Genomic DNA, 19,269 nt, shown 5'->3' on the forward strand with positions numbered 1-19,269 from the left:
GATTTCCTCTCCGAAAATTGTAAGATTAGCTGGCTTAATTTTTTACCGCTACGGGGATCTGTCAGTTCCGCAAAATACCACCCGTCCGGACGTAGTGTTAAACTTATTTCTAAAGTGCTATCCGGCAAAGCAGGACTTACAAATTTAGCTCGTTTGATAGCTGTCATTTCCACTTCCTTTCCTAACAAACGGCTGGCCGCATCACTACAGAATGAAATTTGACACACAGCCGGTAGTAACGGATGTCCCTCAAAATGCCCTCGAAAGGCAGGGAAATCTACGGGTAATTTATATAGAAATCCTTCTGCTGTGCGTGCTTGATAACACGCTTTAATTGCTTTTTCTACCGACATATGCCTCCCGTTACTTCCAGTTCAAAGGTTCCGTTTATTCCTTCGGCAGATTGTGCAATCTGCCTAGAAGGACAGGGTGTTAAAAATTGGGTTTGCACCAGTTTACCCCACGCACGAACTAAACTAACCGGTACTTGCGTTTCTTTATAGTGTACATATATTTGCTCTTGAGATACCGTTAAATCAGCCAATTTCAAAGCAGGCTCCGTCAATATCACCACCCGAGCCTTATCCCCTTGGTAATGGCTAATTAACGTAAAATACAGGTCTTTCGGGTGCAGGACACCACTGGCTCGTGCGGCTTCTTGCATAGAAATAGGTTGTATCGGGGTCGGTTGATATACCAAAGAGTGAGCACATCCCACAAACAAAACACACAGGCCTAAGAGGTATTTTCTCATATCTTTTGCTCCTTAAAAGCCGGTAATATCCACAAAGCGACCCCAATGGCTCCGCCAATTCCCAACAGAGCACAGAGCCCCATCATACACAAAACAGCATGTTTGGCTAGCACCAACACTCCAAATCCGGCTAGCGTAGATAATCCGGCTGCCAATAATGCTTTGGTGGGGTAGAGTAGATGGGGGGGAGTTTCTTGTGAATGAAATTTCATCAGCTGAAAAATGGCATAATCTATTCCTAATCCTATAAGTAACGGCAGGAAAATAAGTCCAAACAAATTAACTTGCACGTCAAACACAGCAAGACAACCAAATAAAATACACCCGCCTAACACAACGGGAACAAAACAAAGCAACGTCTCTTTGAAATTTTTGAAAAGCATCCATACGGCAATCCAGTTAAACAGCAACGCCAAACACACCACCCTTAACGCTTCTTTTTTTACTCCTTGCACAAGGTCCTTCTGCAGTTGCAAAGTAGATACAAAAAAAGTGTTTTTGCCGTCAGCTATCTTAGCATACAACGGGTCATTAGGTACGATATTTACAACGGCATATAAATTCTTTGAAAGTGTGAGCACCGGATTATACCAAGCGGAAAAATCAACACTGGGCGCGTGGACCATTGTTTGATCCAACCATTGCCAAAAAGGTAAAAATGAATTTGATTGAAAACCTTTCTTTTGGGCTTCTTCTCGTAACAAAAGACGAGCGTCATTTCGATGAGAAACATTCCAAAACTCTTGCCAACGTGCTTCATTTTGCAGTTGGGTTTGATGGGAAACAAAAAGTTCACTTACCGGTAAAGGGCGGGGGGAACGAGCCGATAATTTTTCATTGTTAGCCAATGCTTCATCTTGGGTACTACCCAGCGCAAATAACAGCGCATTTTGATCCGAAGAGAACAGCTCATCTGCTACTGATTTATCTCTCTTAAAATCGGTGGAAGTAGAATTAAGGGAATCAAGCTCTTGGCTGAAAGAAACATGTGTAACTCCCCACAGACCAAATATCAGTAAAAGTAGGCTGACTAAGCACGCTACTTGAAAAGTAAACGGTTTGACAGTTAAAGAAACCGTTTTGCCTTTCGGGGCCATTTGCTTACTAAAGTACGACGGAAAAATGTGCAAGGAAATCCATAAAGCCAGCGTCAGCGCCACCAAAGCAAAAACAGCTATTTGCTTAAACACCTCAACCGATGAAAAAAACAAAGCTACAAAACAAAGGGCAGAAGTTAAAAAGTTGCATCTTACGTGCTTGCGAACTTGGGCCAAGGCGTTCACTGTATCTAGTTGAGTTTGTTGCAAGGCAAAATACACATAAATGGCATAATCCACCGATAAACCGGCCACCACACTGCCAAATCCTAAGGTAATTCCACTGATATGCCCAAAAACAAGTTGTGTTGCCAATGCTGCCGGCGGCAAAACAAGCAAAGCAAGCGCATAAATAAGTAGGGCGCGTTTCGTGCGAAAAAGCCACAAGAAAATTACACTCAAGCAAGTTAAACCGACCCAGGTAATCATTGTCAAATCTCTTTTTATCAAGGAGGCGTTTTCTAACGTATATCTGAGTCCTCCCATGAAAAACGCACGAGCTCCGTCAGAAAGAGAGAATTGATAGTCCGTAAAAAATTTTTGCAACCGATGGGCCGCTCTTAAATCAGATACCGTATCTTTCGTATCATACAATCCTGCTTGTACAGTTCCTTCTTGATTGGCTAATAAACCATTTTCGTAAGTATTTGGCCCATTATTTCCGATGGTGGCCCACTTGTCAAAAAGGATTTCCGTTAAATAAAAGGGGTCATGTGTAATAAGATGAGAAACGAAAACACTTTGGAAGGAAAACAATTTTTCATAGTAATCGGCCAACTGAGCATCAACCGACGAGGGGGAAAGTTTTTGCTGAGCAATTTGTTGCACTTGTACAGAGAAACATGCTGGCAAAGCCGTCAGCATCGTTTGCACCACATCCTCCGTAGGCAGGCTCCATGGTTTAATAAACCCTGCTTGGGTCAGTTTTTCTTGCAAATCTTGGGAAATTTGAGTGGTTTGAGCAGCGGAAGCAGACGTCACAATCACAATTAGTTTTTGACTGAGCGGAGAGCGCTCAAAAAGTGCTACTTGCCGTCTAATACTTTGTGGCACCAGAGCAAGCATATTTTCTTCTATGGTTCTGCTAAACACTCCGGCCAGACAAAGAAGGGATAGCGCAAACAGTCCAATCAGCTTACCGTATTGATGAAAGAATTTCATAATAAACCTTCTTTCGCTAAAGGCATATTGATGCGCACATCCGTAAATTTCCACAGCACAGAGTCACCGCTGGGTTCATCCATTTGTACTTGTTTTACAATTTGCGGATTTTTATCGTCCAACAACACAGTGATTTGTTTGACGATTTTATGTGCTTTATTACGTGGAGCAAAGGTGATTTCTCTCCCATTCAAAGAGATGTCATACTCTCGTTGAAGTGCTTCAAAGTCCAATGTCAGCCATACCACCATTTGAGCCATCATCATGCGGCCCATGGTGTTTTGGATCCGCGTTTTATTCTCTCCTTGTAGTCGATACACTTGTTCTTTTTCAATCAAAAAACCATTTTGGAAAGGTGTTAGATATTGCCAATATAGTTTTTGTGCATTTTTATCAAAGGAAAGCTGCCCCGTACTTTTAATGGGCTGGTTTAATAGCGATAGGTGTTTTTCTTCGGAAAAATTACTCTGCAAGGTTTTTACTTGATTAATTTGCTCGGCATATTGCGCAAGCAAATCCGTCTCTGTCTGTGCAAAAACCAGAGAGGCAAAAAAACAAAAACATACAATCAGTCCATATCTCATATCGCTTGCGGTAATTCTTTTCCCTGCCACATAAAAAGATAGACGGTGGCTTGTGCCAGTTTTGTCTCTTTACAAAAGACCTCTCCGCGCACAATGTAAGTATTAAAACATGTATCTACTATTTCAGTATGCACCGTCAGCTCGTCGTTAATATGTGCTGTCTCAAATATCTCAACATCTCGCACACTGGCCAGATAGCCGCCACCTTCTAAACTTAAACCTTTTTGCAAACGGCGGAAGGCCTCACAAGCCCCGAAGCCCTGTGCAATTAACTCACAACAAACCTCCGGAGCTAATGTTCCGTCTTCTCGCAAAAACAAATGATTTTTCCCGATAGTAGCCTGAATTTCTCCCTTTGTTTCTTCCACATGCAACAGCTTGTCCACCAGTAACATGGAGGAGCGATGCGGAATAAGCGTACTAATTTCAGGGTAAGTTATCTTCATTTACTTGGCGAGCTCAGCACTGATGGAGCTATTTAAATAAATAATCCAGGTGTTGTATCGAGGATGAATGGTTCCTTTTTTAGCATTGTAGCGTAAGTTTTTACTATCCTTATACAAAATAGAATAGAAATCAGCCCCGTACGGAATTTCTACTACCACCTGATGTGAACGACGATTCAAAGTAGCTTGAATAAGCCCGGGTTGGATTTGTTCTGCTTCCCATCCTCTTTGCGTAGCACCTGAAATAATGGCCTTCCCCACTTTTTGTTGGTCATTAACTACTACGGCTTGATGTTCTATATTATGAACCGGCGGAAAGGTCCGGCATCCCACTAATCCTACGCTTGCTAAGAATAATACAACCATTATTTTTTTGTTCATATCTAGTTCTCCTTATCCACAAAATCCATAATTTGTTTTTTCACATCTTGCGCCATGTGCAAATGCCCCAATTCTCCGGGATAATCCTGCACATATTTAGCCGAAAAATCCTTGAGCACAATCTTAGCAGGTTTGATCCAAAAACTCCCGGCAGAAAGCATTTTCTGCGTGCCTGCAATTGCAACCGGAACAACCGGTAAATTGAGTTGCTCTGCCAAGTAAAAAGCCCCGCTCTTAAATCGTGCATGCGGATCTTTACGCGATCCCTGCGGAAACAGCACAATATCACAACCTTTTTGTACGGCTTGTTTACATATATCCAGCATTTCGGTGGGGGGAGTTTTTTCCGCATCTATGTAGCCGGCGCCGTTCATTATATAGCGAAAAAACGGCAATCTAAATACCCACCCTTTTGTAATATAAACTACGTTGTCAAATCCAAAAGCACTAATCGTATACAAATCAAGTGCAGAGGCGTGATTAGCCACCACCACACAACTTCCTTGTGGACGCTCCACTTTTTCTACCCGAAACGCTTTACTTGCCAGCCGCATGCAAAATACGATTCCGCGTGATTGGATATATACAAATCTACGCACGGCCCTATCTCTATTTTTGGATCTGAGCCATAAAAAAGGGAACGCAATCAAAGCAGAAACAAACAACCAAACTATTGCTGCGCTCCCGATACAAATTGTGTTGAAAGCCGTGCGCAAGCGCTCCATATTATTTGTTATGAGTTTGTGCTAACTTCTCAATAAAGTCATACAAATCATTTAATGTTACCATGGTGCGCAAATCGTAGTCTTGACGTAAAGTAACACCAAACTGTTGTTCTAATACCACTACCATATCTACAGCATCCAAACTATCCAAACCTAAATCATCTCTGAGTCTGGCAGTGGGGGTAAGTTGCGCATCCGTGAACTCAAATTCTTTCTTGAGTGCCTCATTGGTGCGTTTTATGATTTCATCGCGTGTAATCATGGGGGGGCCTCCTGAGGAGTAGGGAACAGTTATTGCCTCCGATGGCAAAACTGTTTTTCATAATTATATTCAAAGGGATATTTTGCGGTTGCGCATTGTATTGTAAGGGTGCACACCTTTCATCTACTTGTTGTAAATTTTTCGTTGGTAATAAAGTGTTATGCTGTAACATTTTGATACAAGCAATACTTTCAAGAGATCCGCTGGCCCCCATGCTATGCCCCAAATGCCCCTTAAGACTATTGATTCGCAGGTTAGGCCCAAATACCGCATGAGCCGCTTGTGTTTCCGCAATATCACCGATTATGGTGCCCGTAGCATGGGCATTTAGCAAATCAACTTCTTCCGCTTTTACGTTGGCATTTTTCAGCGCGCCTTGCATACAAACGCTCAAAGTTTCAGCCGAAGGATAAGCCATATTTTCCGTCTCTGTATTGGCATAAAAACCTAACACTTCTGCCAAAATGGGAGCCCCGCGTTTAAGAGCGCTTTTTTTGCTTTCCATAAACACCAGGCCGCATCCCTCAGCCACCACTAAACCGGTCCTGCTGTGGTCAAACGGACGACAGGCCGCAGACGGATTATCATTTGAGTTTTTGGAGGTAGCTTGCATAATATCAAAACAGGCACTAAACATCGGATGATACTCTTCCGTACCGCCACACAATGCCTGCTCTACAAGTCCTTGGCGAATGGCTAAAAATCCAAGCCCTATATTCATCAGCCCCGTAGCGCACGCCTCACTTCCGCCCATAGCGGGGCCGTTTATTTTAAGTGCTTGGCATACGCCTGCCAACGGAGAGTGATTCATAATTTGTAAAAAATCGGATGTTTTAATTAGCTCTAAATGGGCTCCTTGGCTATAGCTGGTTAACTCCATCCACACAGAGATGCTATTAAGTGTGGAACCCATAAAGAAACCTAATTTATTAGGAGCTACTTCATATCCGGCCTGTTTGAGAGCTTCTTGTGCAGCACAATAGGCATAAAGGCCCATTCGGCTCATACTTCTGCGGTATTTTCGGGGAATGAAAGAATAATCGGTCGCGGGGACAGTAGCAGCCACTTTGGTATTCACCATGTCCAAAGATTCCAACTCCGGCACCGTATGCATACAATTCTGAGAAGACAACAAGCCATTCCACAAGGTATCTACCCCTTGTCCGTAGGGAGAAGTTGCTCCCATTGCTGTAATCACAACCGTATTAGAATCGTCCATACTCGTTATTATATCAGTTTAGTAAGAAGTGTTTATACACAAATACCGCCATTGACTTGGAAAGCTTGCCCGGTGATATAAGACGCTTTATCCGAGCACAAAAAGGATACCAAGTGGGCTACTTCTTCCGGCTTGCCCAAACGATGCAAGGGAATAAGCGGCAAAATTTTATCAATAGGCAATCCTTCCAGCATTTCGGTTTCAATAAATCCGGGAGAAACCGCATTTACCAAAATGTTGCGTTTAGCTACTTCAGCAGCCAAACTACGCGTAGCGCCTACAATCCCTGCTTTAGCCGCCGAATAATTGGTCTGCCCCGGTACCGGCGCATGGGCGGCAGAGGAGGCGATATTCACAATTCGGCCCTGTTTGGCATGTATCATAGCCGCTAAAACAGTTTTGGTCACATTATGAAATCCACCGAGGATAGTAGTGATTACATCCGTCCACTCTTTATCCTGCATAAAAATGAGCAAATTATCTTTGCGGATACCCGCGTTATTAATCAGTGCATAGGGGGTTTGTTTAGCAAGTAATGGATTTAACGCTTCCTCAACAGCTTTACTATCGGCTACGTCAAAAGGAAGCAAGGTACAGGCGGCTCCCAATTCTTCCACCATTTTCTTAGCATCCTGTGCCGCTTGGTGATTAGAACGATAATTGAGCCAAATATCAAAACCGTCCTGAGCTAACTGTTTGGCAATCGCCAGACCAATTCCACGACTGGCCCCGGTAACTAATGCAATTTTACGAGTGGATGTCATGTTTTCTCCTTAAAAACCCTATATCATTATGATATCTAAAAATGAGCACATAAGACAAATAGATTGCTAGGTGATGGGGGGATTACTTTGTATCCCGAAAACAAAGCAAATCAGAGTCCGTTTTGCATAGATTTCAAACATTTGAGATAAGCAAACCGCCCTTACCGTTAAGTAAGAGCGGCTCTCTAATGAATTTAATCTTCGGAAAATGCCTTTATAGGTAAGAAACCAACTCTGTTAGTTGCTTACGTAGTGTGTGCCGGTCAGCCGGAACGCAACTTTCTGTTGCATATCCCAGTGGCAGAAGTACCACTGGCACTTCGTTTTTCGGCAAATTATAAGCACTGCTCACCTCGTCTGGAGAGAAGAAGTTTAACCAACAGGTTCCCAATCCTTGTTCGGATGCGGCAAACATGGCATGTGTAGCTGCAATGGAAACATCTTCCACGCCGGAAACAACATCCGGCAATTGCGGGTGACGCCATTCTTGTTGCGTATCTTTGGTAAAAATCAGCACTACGGGAGCGTCGTAATGACACGGAGTAAGCATACGCATCTTTTTCATGCCCTCGGCAGATTGCACCACATAGATGTGAAAGGGTTGCAAATTTTTAGCAGTAGGAGCCAAACGTGCGGCCTCTAGTACAGTATTTAGTTTTTCGGGTTCTACGGGTCTATCCGAAAATTGGCGCACAGAGTAGCGTGCCTTGGCAAGTTCTGTAAAGTTCATTTATTTCCTCCTATAAATGGTAATACTTCAAGGGGTATATTATTTTACCCCAGCCTTTATGATATCCTCGACAATTAGTTCCGGCGTTAAGCGATATTTTTTGTAAAGCTCACTAAGCGGCACTTTATCCGTGAATTCCTTAAACGAGCCGTAATTGAGCACTTTCATATCGCTATTGCCATAAAAACGAGCGATTTTTTCCCCAAAACCACCGTCAATTTCGCCATCTTCCAATGTCACAACCACTTGATGATTCTCTTTCAAGCTGTTGAGTAAATCCGTATCAAGTCCCGTTATAAAACGCGGGTTAATGAGTGTAGCATCTATGTTTAGTTTGGCTTTCAAATAATCCTTCACTTCACGCGCTTTCTCAAAGAAAGTTCCCACACCGATTAGTGCCACTTTGGTCCCTTTTTCTACAAGATTAAACTTGTTCAAAACGGAGTAATCCGTGTTGTCTTTTGTGCAGGATGACACAAAATTCATCGGCACACGTATTGCTACTGGGTATTTGTTTTGATGTGTAGACCAGTCTAGCATGTGCAGATATTCTTCCTTGCAAGTCGGCGCCAAATATACCAAGTTGGGAATGTTAGAAATAAGTGGAATATCAAACGTGGTCAAATGCGTGGCATCCCCACCCGAAATACCGCCCCAAAACACGAGAATAGTGGCCGGATTACTATTGAGAGCCAAGTCTTGCGAGAGCTGGTCATAAGTACGTTGTATGAATGAACTGGACACGCAAAATACAGCCTTCGCGCCCGTTTTGGCAATGCCCGAGGCAAAACCCACTGCATGCTCTTCGGCAATACCCACATCTGTGTAATGCGTGCCCATGCGCGTGCGGAACGCTTTATCAAAGCCAAAAATGCCCGGAGTAGCCGCCGATATCACCATTATCGGCATACCCTCTTTTACTTTCTGTTCCAGATAATCTTTGGTAAGCGAGTTATAATTCTCGCCAACGGGTTTTGGTTTATCATTTAGATGTGCAATCGTGCCCGGCATAATCCAATGAAACGGCTCTTTGTTCACTTCAGCCGGCGTAAAGCCTTTACCTTTTTTTGTGTGGATATGCACAACAATCGGGTGATTGATATCTTTTACTTTTTGGAAGAGCTCAATCAGTTTTTGTATATTGTTCCCTTCGTCCAAATATAAATACTCAAAACCCATAGCCTTAAAGAAATTGTTCTTTACGTTGCCGTTATGTTCGCGCAGTTCCGTAAGCAAGTTGCAAATACCGCCCTGATTTTCGGCAATAGACATATCGTTATCGTTTAGCAAAATAATGAGGTTACTGCCAAAAACAGCGGCGTTATTGAGTCCTTCCAACGCTTCGCCACCTGTCAGCGAGCCGTCCCCGATTATTGCAATGACGTTGCCTTTTTGCCCAAGCAAATCCCGCCCCTTGGCAAGCCCTAAAGCCAAGCTAACAGATGTGGAGGTATGGCCCACCTTAAAACAGTCGTGTTCGCTTTCTTCCGGCGCGGTATAACCGGTGTAGTCATTATAGCAGGCGGGATCTGTAAAACCTGCTTTACGCCCTGTAATTATTTTATGCGCATAGCATTGATGTGATACATCAAACACAAATTTATCTTTAGGGGAATTAAACACATAGTGCAAGGCAATCGTAGCTTCAATAATCCCCAGGTTGGAACCAAAGTGACCACCGGTGGTGTCCACTTTTTGAATCATTAATGCTCGCATTTCCTCTGCTAAAAGAGTTAATTCTTCGGCGTTCAACTTCTTCAAATCATCCGCTGAGTTTACATCTTTCAACATGTTTGTTTGTGTGACAGCCATAAAACCCTCCTGCATAACATTGTACCAGTTGAAGTTAACTCTATGTCAATAAAATTTTGAGTATTTGAAGAGAAAACACTTCTCTTTTTGGAATTTATATTTATATAATGGCATAAAGGACGTACAAAAATTTAAGTGAGAGGGGAAATAGAATGACTATCTACGATTATCAGGTACCTACAGCAGACGGGAAAGAACAGGCCCTTGCGGACTATAAGGGCAAAGTATTAATTGTTGTAAATACAGCCACCGGATGTGGTTTTACGCCGCAATACGAGGGTTTGGAAAAAGTGTATGAACAATATCACACGCAAGGATTAGAGATTATTGATATCCCCTGCAACCAATTTGGCCATCAAGCCCCCGGCAATGACGAGGAAATACATCAATTTTGCACGTTACATTACAACACAAAATTCCCTCAAATGAAAAAATCGGACGTAAACGGTCCTGATGCCCTACCGCTTTATACTTATCTGAAAGAAAAACAAGGATTTAAGGGCTTTGGAGAGCATAAACACAAAGAAATTTTGGAAAAAATGATGGCAGAAAAAGATCCAAACTGGAAAAACTCGCCGGATATTAAGTGGAACTTTACGAAATTCGTGATAGACCGCCAAGGCAATGTAGTGGCACGCTTTGAACCAACGGCAGACATGGACGAAGTAGAGAAATGTGTTAAATCAGTAATCTAATAAAAAAGCCCCGCAAAAGCGGGGTTTTTTTATACACACAACAGAAAAGATTTTACAAATAGCCTTCCGGTAACGGAGGAACCGGTGCTGCCCCCGCTTCTTTCAAGGCAATCAAAATAGCCCGAGTGATTTCCTTCTGATACGGTTCCACTATTTCCTCCCTCACTTGCCGACCGGCCGGACTTGAAATATCAAAAGTATTTAGTGTTTGATAGTTCCAATTTTGTTCAATTTTGGCAACCACATCTTTTGGCAAATTATTCAAAATGCTTTCATAAAACTTACGGACTTTATGGGCATTACGAGAACCAAAAATGGTTGTCAAATATTGCACCATATTTTGGGGAACATATTCCGTAAAGGTTACCGCCGAGTCAGAGACTTTGACAAACCAATGTGTTGAAGGAGTAGAAGGATATAACACATTAGCAGGGACTTTCCCCAAATAAAAATCCTTTCCTGGATACTTCTTCCACAGCGCTATATCTTGTGGAGTAATATGAAAATCATCCGAATAATACGTCAAAATATCATGCTCGCTCATGGTTCTGCGAGTTCCATTGGGAAGTTTAACAAAAAAACGATTATTTTTGGCTACCACTAAATTACAAATAGTGTACCAGATAGGATGTGCTTGGAAAGGTTGCCCATCGTTACGGAGACTAAAAATATCCTTCTTTTTCAATGTAGGATTAAGTAAAAGTCCCGCAACAAAATAATTATATTCATACAATAAATTCCAATCAGGGCGGTATTTCCACGTTCTACGAAAATCACGCACCCCTTTGCCCAAGTTCTGTGCACTGGAGGCTTTCACAGGCAATCCGTAATTGTACTGAGAATAAAAAGTTGCCATCTCCGATAAAGTAAGTTGAGAATTCGAGTTCTCCAAGAAGGGAAATAAATGAGTTCCCTCATGTATCCCTAAATTAATTCTTTCCGGAGCACTGGTTCCCTCTTTAGCAGAGGCTACAATCGTACCCAGTCCTAAACCAACTGCCAAGTCTGATTTTTCTTCATAAATAATGGTTAATTTAGAAAAATCAGCAGATACGCCATATACATCCGCTATATAGCGAGCGCCCAAATATACCCACAAGCCGGCATTCACGGAAGGGTTATTCAAAAAAGCATCTGTTTCTAACAAGCGAGAAATAGGACGCGGAGACGAGCCCAGCCTAATCGTTTCCTGATTTAATTGGCTTGATTTGATTTGTAACCATTGCAAAAAATCATCTACTCGATACCAACCGGTAGTGTGTTGAGGGTCACTAAAATCACTACGACCGTAGTAATTTTGTAATTCCCGCGTAACATAGGATACTAAAGGAGACCCCTTATGTACGTTCATCTCTTGTTGCAAACGCCGTTCCTGTTGAGAAGCATCCAAAGCAGCCGCCTCAACAGGTAGGCTTAACATCAAGCCAACAGCCAAAAAAAGATAGCAAAATTTCATTGTTTTCTCCTTAACAGTCTCTATCTTCTTATTCTAAGTGAAAGAAATAGTTTTGTCAATGGTTTAATCGTTGATTTTCCTGTCAAATCTTCTTTCTTCATCCGGCACTTTATTATACTGAGAACGGCGCAAATAGCCATACGCTGTCAAACAGACAGAGCTCTAATCTGCCAAATCTACGTCCGGCGTAATTTGAATAGCATAACCCGGGAATTTGGCTTGTGCTTCCTGCGTTAAGATTTTTATAGCCTCTTTGCGTTCTACGTCGAAACTAAGCACCACATCAAATTGTAAGCTCTTTTTGGCGGTATCTGCATAAAACCCGTGCATTTGCAATGCCCAGTCGTGCGAGAGGACGATTTCCTGTATGGTATTGCGAATATGTGCAATTTCCTCATTACCGGTGTTATAAGCATACACGCCCACGCCCGTCAAAATAATCCCCGTTTTATGGAACACTTCATTTTCTATTTTGCGCGTTAATTCGTCCACTTGCGCCACCGTAAGCGTATCGTCTAATTCCAAGTGCAAAGACGCATAGTTTTTATTCGGGCCGTAGTTATTAATCAGCAAGTCATATACTCCGTGCACAAGCGGCTCTGCTTGGATGATTTCTTTTACTTGTTTGACCAGTTCCGGTTCGGGGCGTTGGCCTAAAATATCATTGAGCGTTTCTTTCAGCATCTCAATACCGGCTTTAATAATCACGAGGGAAATAGCCACGCCCACATATGCTTCCAAAGAAATATGGCACCACAAATATAGTAGCGCACAAGCAAGCACGGAGGCAGACAATATGGCATCAAAAGACGCATCCGAGCCCGACGCAATCAGCGCACCGGAACTCACTTGTTCGCCTTTGGCTTTCACATATTTACCAAGCACCAGTTTGACGATAATCGCCACCACCAAAACAATCAACGTAAGTAGAGAATAGTGGGCAACTTCGGGATGAATAATTTTTTTGACAGATTCTATCAGTGCCGTAATACCCGCGTACAACACAAGCGCCGACACTAACATAGAACTCAGATATTCTATGCGCCCATGCCCCAGCGGATGCTTTTTATCGGGCAGTTTACCTGCCAGTTTAGCTCCGATAATCGTAATGACGGAAGAAAGAGCGTCAGAAAGGTTGTTAACCGCATCTAAAATAATAGCAATGGAGTTAGACAAGAGCCCTACCGTAGCCTTAAAGGCAGCGAGCAGTATATTGGTCACAATGCCAACGATACTGGTACGCACAATAATTTGTTCTCTGCTGGCGGCTAAAGCGCGCATGTTTTGTGTTTCTTCCATAGGTTTTCTCCGACTTGGTAAATATATCTTACAGGTATTTTACTATTTTGCACGAGTATATACCCTATCCTTCAGATATATTCTAGTCCAAAATTTTATTTCATAAGTAATACTTACCTCTAAAGCGCATGTCCGCCGGAAACTTTGAGGACTTGGCCGGTAAGCATTTTGGCCTGCTCACTGGCTAAAAATAAAATAGTCTCGGCAATATCTTCCGGGGCAATCAATTTTCCCATGGGAATAAGTGGTAGGACCGCTTTCTCCAAATCAGCATCAATCCACCCCGTTTGCGTGGGGCCGGGGGAAACGCAATTGACGGTAATGCCATACTGGGCCACCTCTAGTGCGATACTGCGCGTCAGGGCCTCTAAAGTCGCCTTGCTCGCCCCATAAGTAATCTGGCCGGCAAAAATCTGCGCTGCGTCTGTAGAAATATTAATAATCCGTCCGTAATCGCCGCGCTGCTTAATAAATTCCCGAGTCATCAAAATACTTCCGCGCACGTTGACCGCAAAGGTATCGTCAATGACTTGTTGCGTAATTTTTTCTATCGTATCTAAACCGTTTTCATCATCCACGGCCGCATTATTGACCAAAACATCCACTTTGCCGAACTTTTCCAGTACTGCGCGGTAAATCTCCTTTACGGCGCTCTCACTTGAAATATCGCTTTCTAAAACCATGTAATCGGCATTCATTTCTTTGAGTTTAGCGGCCACCGTATCTGCATTGGCCGCATTGGCCGCGTAATACCGGTCTACCCCGTTTTTGCTCGTCTTATTTTTATCAAAAGGCCGCAGTACTTTTTTATATACCAAAGCCACCTTAGCCCCTTCGCGCGCAAAAGCAAAGGCCGTCGTCGCACCGATTCCTTGCGGATTATTTGCCCCCGTAATCAAAACCACTTTGTCTTTCAAGCCATAATCAACCATACTTTCTCCGTCCTGTTACAAGCGTTCCGCACCTTCGGGCAAACGGCATCGCATCTGTTCTCTACAGTTAAAGAATTCTCCGTCCGCAAAGAAAGTACCGTCGCCATTAGCATGAATGACGCGCCGTTCTTTTTTAAGCGGATTTTCCCATAATTGAACGCCCTTTAGCACCAGTATATCATGCTCTTTCACATAATCGACCAGTTTGCACTCGACAGCCGCCAAACAGTCCGCCAGCAGCGGGGCTTTTATCTTAGCAGGTTTTTGTTTTTTAAGATGAAAATGCTTAAATTTATCGCATTCGGATGCATGTAATGTGCCGATGCCAACCACTTGATCAATCATGTCCACTGCGGGCACGCATAAAGTGCATTGTTTGGTGCGCAAAATCGTCTCAAAAGATTCATTCCAACCGCCCGTACAAATCGCAAAGCGGGGGGTAAAATCCAATACCATTTGCCAGGAAATCGTCATTACATTGTCCTTTTTCCCGTCGTGAGTAGTAACGAGTAACACAGAACCGGATTCCAAATAGGTAAAAGCTCTCTCTATTTTTCCTTTTCGCATATTTTCAACTCTTTTTATAAAAGTTGCTCCGCTAAATAATCGGCAATTTTTGCATTAACGGAGGGGGTATCCTGTGTAAAATTATGATCAAAACCTTCTAAGAGCTCCAAGCGAGCATCCTTGTAAATTTTGCTAAATTCCACACCGTAGCGATAGGGAACAAGCTGGTCATCTTTGCTATGTACTATAAGCACAGGACCTGTGTAGTGTTTTGCGGTTTTATAAATAGGCACCGTAGGAGTAGTGGCCAAAAACGCACGCCCGACTTTCAGGCCGTTAGATAAAGTAATATATTGCGGAATATGCTTTGTATTATAACGCACACCGAACAAATCGCCCTTAGCAGTATCTTCCGTAAGTTCGGGGGCGGGGGACATTAGCACAATGGTTTTTATCTTATCTGCTCCCAGTTCGCCGGCCAACATGGCTACTACTACTGCCCCCATAGAGTGTCCCGTCATGGAAACAGATTGCACTTGCGGCAATTGGGCGGCATAAGCGTACACACGACGGGCGTCCTCCAATTCATTGGGGATAGTCATATCCAAGAAAGAGCCTTCGCTCTGTCCATGTCCGTTGAAATCAAAAAGCAACGTGGCGATACCGCGCTGATTGAGTTGCTTAGCAAGGTCAGTCAGCAAATACATCTCTTTGCTAGCATTAAACCCATGTGCAATGATAACCAGCGGGTAATTCTTCTTATTTTTCGGGGCTTGCAAAACGGCAGCCAATTTTCCATGGTCACCGTCGATAATAAAATCTTTACGTACCGGCTGACTGGCACACGCCGCCAGCAATGTTAAAGTAACACTTAATAAAAGTAATTTTCTCATACTTTTATTTTAACATTTTGGTCCATAAAACTATCGCGAGTAATACCAAAAACCCTAGTTTTTAATTGCACCTGCGGGACAAACAAAGCGGCATAAACCACAGCCTACACAACGTGCTTTGTCCACTTGTAAAAATCCGTCCTCCAAGCGTAAGGCTTGATGCTCGGACTCCGTGCAAATCGTTACACATTTTCCACAGCGAACGCACTTTTCGTGATCTATTTTCGGATAGGCAAGCGGCGTTTTCTGTAGCATTTTATGGGCGGTAATTTGTTCCACGGCCTTATTTTTCAGGTCACGGAGGTCTGCAAAACCTTTCTCTTCCAAATAAGCCTGTAATCCCTTGAGCATAGGACCGATAACCTTATACCCATTTAACATGACTTCCGTGCAAATTTCTACCGCATCGGAACCAACAGCAATATACTGAGCCGCGTCTTCCCAAGAAGAAATACCGCCCTGTCCCAAAATAGGCAACTGACTGGCTTGGCGCAACTGCGCTACACAACGAAGTCCGATAGGGCGCACGATAGGGCCGGAACACCCACCAAAAGTCGTTTTGCCGTTTACATCCAACATAGGACGCAACGTATTCAAATCTATTCCCATAAAACCTTGCACCGTGTTAATGGCCGCCAATCCGTCGGCTCCGGCCTTTTCCACCGCGCAGGCAATGGCGGCGATATTGGTCACATTTGGCGAGAGTTTTACAAAAACGGGCTTTTGTGCCACTTCTTTTACCCAACTCGTAATCTGAGCCGAAACTTCCGCATCTGTACCGATTGCCATACCAATTCCTTTTTCCGGCATTCCGTGCGGACAGGAAAAATTGAGTTCAAAAGCATCTGCGGGCGTATCATTTAGCGTTTTGGTAAGTGTCTGCCAGGCGGTTTTATCCACCGGAGACATAATACTGGCAATGACCACTTTCGTCGGATGTTTTTGTTTTAGATATTTAATACCATCGCACCAGTATTGTATGGTTTGGTGGCTTAGAAGTTCAATGTTTTGAAAGCCGATAATGCGCTTTTTGTCCGTAAGCGTGGCATAGCGCGGGCTGGCTTCGTTCATTTCTAGGTCATCGGGCGTAATGGTTTTTAGGACCGCTCCGCCCCACCCCAATTCAAAAGCCTTATCAATGCTTTCAATTAGCGCCGTCGGAGGTGCTGAGGCAAGTAAAAATGGGTTTTCAAAATCAATTCCTAAAATATTTGTATGTAATGTTGCCATAAGATAGCTCCTTATTCCACGTCAAAATTGAAATATGTATCTGGGTAAGGTTCGTTTTTAAGCGTAAAATGCCACCACTCGGAATCCAGCGTATTAAAACCTGCCTTGACCATGGCATCACGCAAAATTTTGCGGTTGCGTTTTTGCTTTTTGGTTAGTTTTTTGTAATCAGGATGGGAAATGGGGCTAAATAAATCAAAGGTACCACCCATATCCACAAAAGAACCGTCCTGTTTAATAATCGTTAAATCAATCGTGCTACCGCGCGTATGACCCGATTTGGGCATAATATACATGCCGGCAATTAAATCCGATTTTTTAAGCGTAGGATAAAAACTCTTATTTCCCTCGTCATTGGGATCATTAATCCATTCCACAAAATGATCCACCGCTTTTTGAGGACGGTAAGAATCCCACACCAAAATGCGATACCCCTGCGCGCGCAAATCCGCCGCGGCCACCGCCAATGCTTGTAAGGCTTCTTTGGTCATATAAGCCACCGGTGCTTTATAGCCTCTGATTTTATGGCCGGTAAAGTTATAAGGGGAATAATAACGCAAATCAAACACCGCATCATCAATCACATTATAGATCTTGTCAAATCCACTTTTATCGGTGGAGATAGTATCAGCTGTAGCTGATGCCATACAGGCGAAAAACAACACGCACATCAGAATAATTTTTTTCATGAACACTCCTTTGTAAAAAGATTAATTACAACTAAAATCGTTTGCTGACAAGTAACTGAAATAACAGATAACTTAAGCGGCGGTTTCCGTCCCCTGTAATGGCCGGCGGTGCATGACGTATTAACTTGTCAGTGTCATAATGGAAGGTATAATAGCGCGCCTCTAAGCCCATAGACCAACCATTACTTCCCAAATCAAACTCCAGCCCGGCCCCCACAAACCACACCAGCGAAGTATCGGTAGCTTTTTTGTCATACTTAATACCATGTTTATCAACATGTATATCTTGCTGAACGGAGGTAATGCCCAGCCCAACTGGGATATACCAACGGAATTTACTGGACGGATTGGCTGTTAAACGAGCGGAAAGCATAGCATTAAATAGACGGGTTGTATCATCCACATCCTCACTGGAGTTAAACAGTTCTCCGCCTTCAAAATCTCCATAGGAAATATCCGCTCCCAATCCGATATGCTCCGTTAGCAAATAGTAATAGGACAACCCATATTCCACACCCAGCGTTCCCCAGTCTATACGGTCCGAATCAGAATAAGATATGCCAGAATTTTCCAATTGAAATCCCAGTCCCAGTCGGCCTCCTAGCATATGCTGCCCTTGCTCTAACTGCGCAAAAGCCGGTAGACAGAGAAACAAAACAGCACAAGAAAAAATCGCTTTTCTCATATTCTCTCCTTTTCCTTTCATTGTACTACATTGTTTCAAATAACTCACATCCTTTTTGTGCAATCACTTAATCACGGATTTTTTGGTATCTAAACCGATTTTCTATAGCGAGTCTTGCTACTTATCATAAAAATACCCTCCGTTATTTGCTACACTATACAAGATACAAAGGGGGAGTTTATGCAAGACTTAATACTGGAAAAAACCATACATATCCGCTATTCCGATAGTAACTGTAACAACACCTTAAAACCCTTTTCGTTACTTAATTTCTTTCAAGATTTAGCCGCCGAAAGTGCCGAAAAGCTGGGGTTTGGTTATTCGACTATTTACCCGCAAAAACTCATGTGGGTACTTCTCAAGTACCGCATTGAATTTACCGATTATCCACTCCATGGTAAGCCGCTCACTATCAAAACGCAACCGCGCGGCTACAACCGCCTGTTTGCGTATCGCAATTTTGCCCTGTACGCAGACGGAAAATTGTGCGGCCGCGCTTCCAGTGTGTGGGCTTTAGTCAACAGCGAAACTTTAGAAATCGCTCATGTGGGCAAGGTATTGGCAAACAATGAAAATATGATTCAGTTTGTACCCACCGAGGAAGATCTAAAATTTAGCAAGATACCCGCTCTCACACAGACAGACTATGAAGAGACTTTTAAGGTGCGCTATAACGATATAGATGTAAATATGCATGCCAATAACGGCAATTACATCGTATGGGCCCTTGAGCCGCTCCCTTACGAGTGGAAACACGATAAAAAGCTAAAAAATATAGACATTATCTTCAAAAAAGAAATCAAATACGGCGAGCAACTAATCAGCAAAGTACAAAAAATTGATGAGCACACCACTTTGCATGCAGTAGTTCATGCACAGACGCAAGAGGACTTGTGTTTGATAAAGTGCGAATGGATGTAACAATCCTTGGCTAAGTCAAGGCTCCTC

Annotated in this window: 22 protein-coding genes; 2 read left to right on the forward strand and 20 right to left on the reverse strand. The window is 43.1% G+C overall.

The genetic code is table 11. From position 1 onward, the window contains the following. From IKN49_02420 to IKN49_02475, 12 genes are all read right to left on the reverse strand, one after another. On the reverse strand, positions 1 to 353 hold a 353-nt coding region (locus tag IKN49_02420; GenBank protein ID MBR3631905.1), incomplete at its 3' end, for a hypothetical protein. After that, positions 344 to 754, reverse strand: coding sequence for a hypothetical protein (locus tag IKN49_02425; protein MBR3631906.1), 411 nt, complete (start codon positions 752 to 754; stop codon positions 344 to 346). The genes IKN49_02420 and IKN49_02425, both read right to left, overlap by 10 nt. Next, on the reverse strand, positions 751 to 3,012 hold the full coding sequence (locus IKN49_02430; GenBank protein ID MBR3631907.1) for a hypothetical protein: 2,262 nt from the start codon (positions 3,010 to 3,012) through the stop codon (positions 751 to 753). Before IKN49_02430 ends, IKN49_02425 begins: the two co-directional genes overlap by 4 nt. Further along, positions 3,009 to 3,596: an outer membrane lipoprotein carrier protein LolA gene (locus IKN49_02435; protein ID MBR3631908.1), complete on the reverse strand. Its 588-nt coding sequence runs from the start codon at positions 3,594 to 3,596 to the stop codon at positions 3,009 to 3,011. Before IKN49_02435 ends, IKN49_02430 begins: the two co-directional genes overlap by 4 nt. Further along, positions 3,593 to 4,042: a hypothetical protein gene (locus tag IKN49_02440; protein MBR3631909.1), complete on the reverse strand. Its 450-nt coding sequence runs from the start codon at positions 4,040 to 4,042 to the stop codon at positions 3,593 to 3,595. Before IKN49_02440 ends, IKN49_02435 begins: the two co-directional genes overlap by 4 nt. Next, complete coding sequence (locus tag IKN49_02445; GenBank protein ID MBR3631910.1) at positions 4,043 to 4,423, reverse strand: hypothetical protein; 381 nt, start codon at positions 4,421 to 4,423, stop codon at positions 4,043 to 4,045. A 2-nt stretch (positions 4,424 to 4,425) separates the two neighbouring features. Further along, positions 4,426 to 4,977: a 1-acyl-sn-glycerol-3-phosphate acyltransferase gene (locus tag IKN49_02450; protein MBR3631911.1), complete on the reverse strand. Its 552-nt coding sequence runs from the start codon at positions 4,975 to 4,977 to the stop codon at positions 4,426 to 4,428. A 172-nt stretch (positions 4,978 to 5,149) separates the two neighbouring features. Beyond that, complete coding sequence (locus IKN49_02455) at positions 5,150 to 5,410, reverse strand: hypothetical protein (GenBank protein ID MBR3631912.1); 261 nt, start codon at positions 5,408 to 5,410, stop codon at positions 5,150 to 5,152. Continuing rightward, positions 5,394 to 6,629 carry a beta-ketoacyl-[acyl-carrier-protein] synthase family protein gene (locus IKN49_02460; protein ID MBR3631913.1) on the reverse strand — a complete coding sequence of 412 codons (1,236 nt, stop codon included), beginning with the start codon at positions 6,627 to 6,629 and terminating at the stop codon, positions 5,394 to 5,396. The genes IKN49_02455 and IKN49_02460 overlap by 17 nt, the downstream gene beginning before the upstream one ends. Before the next feature lie 32 nt (positions 6,630 to 6,661). Further along, positions 6,662 to 7,393: a 3-oxoacyl-ACP reductase FabG gene (gene fabG, locus IKN49_02465; protein MBR3631914.1), complete on the reverse strand. Its 732-nt coding sequence runs from the start codon at positions 7,391 to 7,393 to the stop codon at positions 6,662 to 6,664. A gap of 214 nt (positions 7,394 to 7,607) precedes the next feature. Further along, entirely contained in the window at positions 7,608 to 8,123 is a 516-nt protein-coding gene (locus IKN49_02470) for a nitroreductase family protein (protein MBR3631915.1), read from the reverse strand. Between the two features lie 39 nt (positions 8,124 to 8,162). Further along, positions 8,163 to 9,935, reverse strand: a complete 1,773-nt coding sequence (locus tag IKN49_02475; protein ID MBR3631916.1) for a 1-deoxy-D-xylulose-5-phosphate synthase — start codon at positions 9,933 to 9,935, stop codon at positions 8,163 to 8,165. 152 nt (positions 9,936 to 10,087) lie between these two features. On the opposite strand from IKN49_02475, the gene IKN49_02480 reads away from it, so the two are divergent. Beyond that, the gene (locus tag IKN49_02480) at positions 10,088 to 10,630 is read left to right on the forward strand and encodes a glutathione peroxidase (protein ID MBR3631917.1); all 543 of its coding nucleotides are present in this window, start codon (positions 10,088 to 10,090) and stop codon (positions 10,628 to 10,630) included. 52 nt (positions 10,631 to 10,682) lie between these two features. Here the strand turns inward: IKN49_02480 and IKN49_02485 are convergent, their stop codons facing one another. The 8 genes from IKN49_02485 to IKN49_02520 form a co-directional block, all read right to left on the reverse strand. Continuing rightward, positions 10,683 to 12,086, reverse strand: a complete 1,404-nt coding sequence (locus IKN49_02485) for a hypothetical protein (protein MBR3631918.1) — start codon at positions 12,084 to 12,086, stop codon at positions 10,683 to 10,685. Between the two features lie 162 nt (positions 12,087 to 12,248). Further along, on the reverse strand, positions 12,249 to 13,385 hold the full coding sequence (locus IKN49_02490; protein MBR3631919.1) for a cation transporter: 1,137 nt from the start codon (positions 13,383 to 13,385) through the stop codon (positions 12,249 to 12,251). Positions 13,386 to 13,504: 119 nt separating this feature from the next. Next, a complete protein-coding gene (locus tag IKN49_02495) occupies positions 13,505 to 14,317 on the reverse strand; it encodes an SDR family oxidoreductase (protein MBR3631920.1) in 813 nt (270 codons plus the stop codon). Positions 14,318 to 14,332: 15 nt separating this feature from the next. Continuing rightward, a complete protein-coding gene (locus IKN49_02500) occupies positions 14,333 to 14,884 on the reverse strand; it encodes a flavin reductase family protein (protein ID MBR3631921.1) in 552 nt (183 codons plus the stop codon). A 14-nt stretch (positions 14,885 to 14,898) separates the two neighbouring features. Beyond that, the gene (locus IKN49_02505; protein MBR3631922.1) at positions 14,899 to 15,717 is read right to left on the reverse strand and encodes an alpha/beta fold hydrolase; all 819 of its coding nucleotides are present in this window, start codon (positions 15,715 to 15,717) and stop codon (positions 14,899 to 14,901) included. A 54-nt stretch (positions 15,718 to 15,771) separates the two neighbouring features. Further along, a complete protein-coding gene (gene preA, locus IKN49_02510) occupies positions 15,772 to 16,947 on the reverse strand; it encodes an NAD-dependent dihydropyrimidine dehydrogenase subunit PreA (protein MBR3631923.1) in 1,176 nt (391 codons plus the stop codon). A gap of 11 nt (positions 16,948 to 16,958) precedes the next feature. Beyond that, positions 16,959 to 17,636 carry a M15 family metallopeptidase gene (locus IKN49_02515; GenBank protein MBR3631924.1) on the reverse strand — a complete coding sequence of 226 codons (678 nt, stop codon included), beginning with the start codon at positions 17,634 to 17,636 and terminating at the stop codon, positions 16,959 to 16,961. Between the two features lie 31 nt (positions 17,637 to 17,667). Beyond that, on the reverse strand, positions 17,668 to 18,321 hold the full coding sequence (locus IKN49_02520; protein ID MBR3631925.1) for a porin family protein: 654 nt from the start codon (positions 18,319 to 18,321) through the stop codon (positions 17,668 to 17,670). Positions 18,322 to 18,501: 180 nt separating this feature from the next. On the opposite strand from IKN49_02520, the gene IKN49_02525 reads away from it, so the two are divergent. Further along, on the forward strand, positions 18,502 to 19,242 hold the full coding sequence (locus IKN49_02525) for a hypothetical protein (GenBank protein MBR3631926.1): 741 nt from the start codon (positions 18,502 to 18,504) through the stop codon (positions 19,240 to 19,242). The last annotated feature ends 27 nt before the right edge of the window (positions 19,243 to 19,269 follow it).

The sequence above is a fragment of the Elusimicrobiaceae bacterium genome, assembly GCA_017528825.1.
GTDB lineage: Bacteria > Elusimicrobiota > Elusimicrobia > Elusimicrobiales > Elusimicrobiaceae > Avelusimicrobium.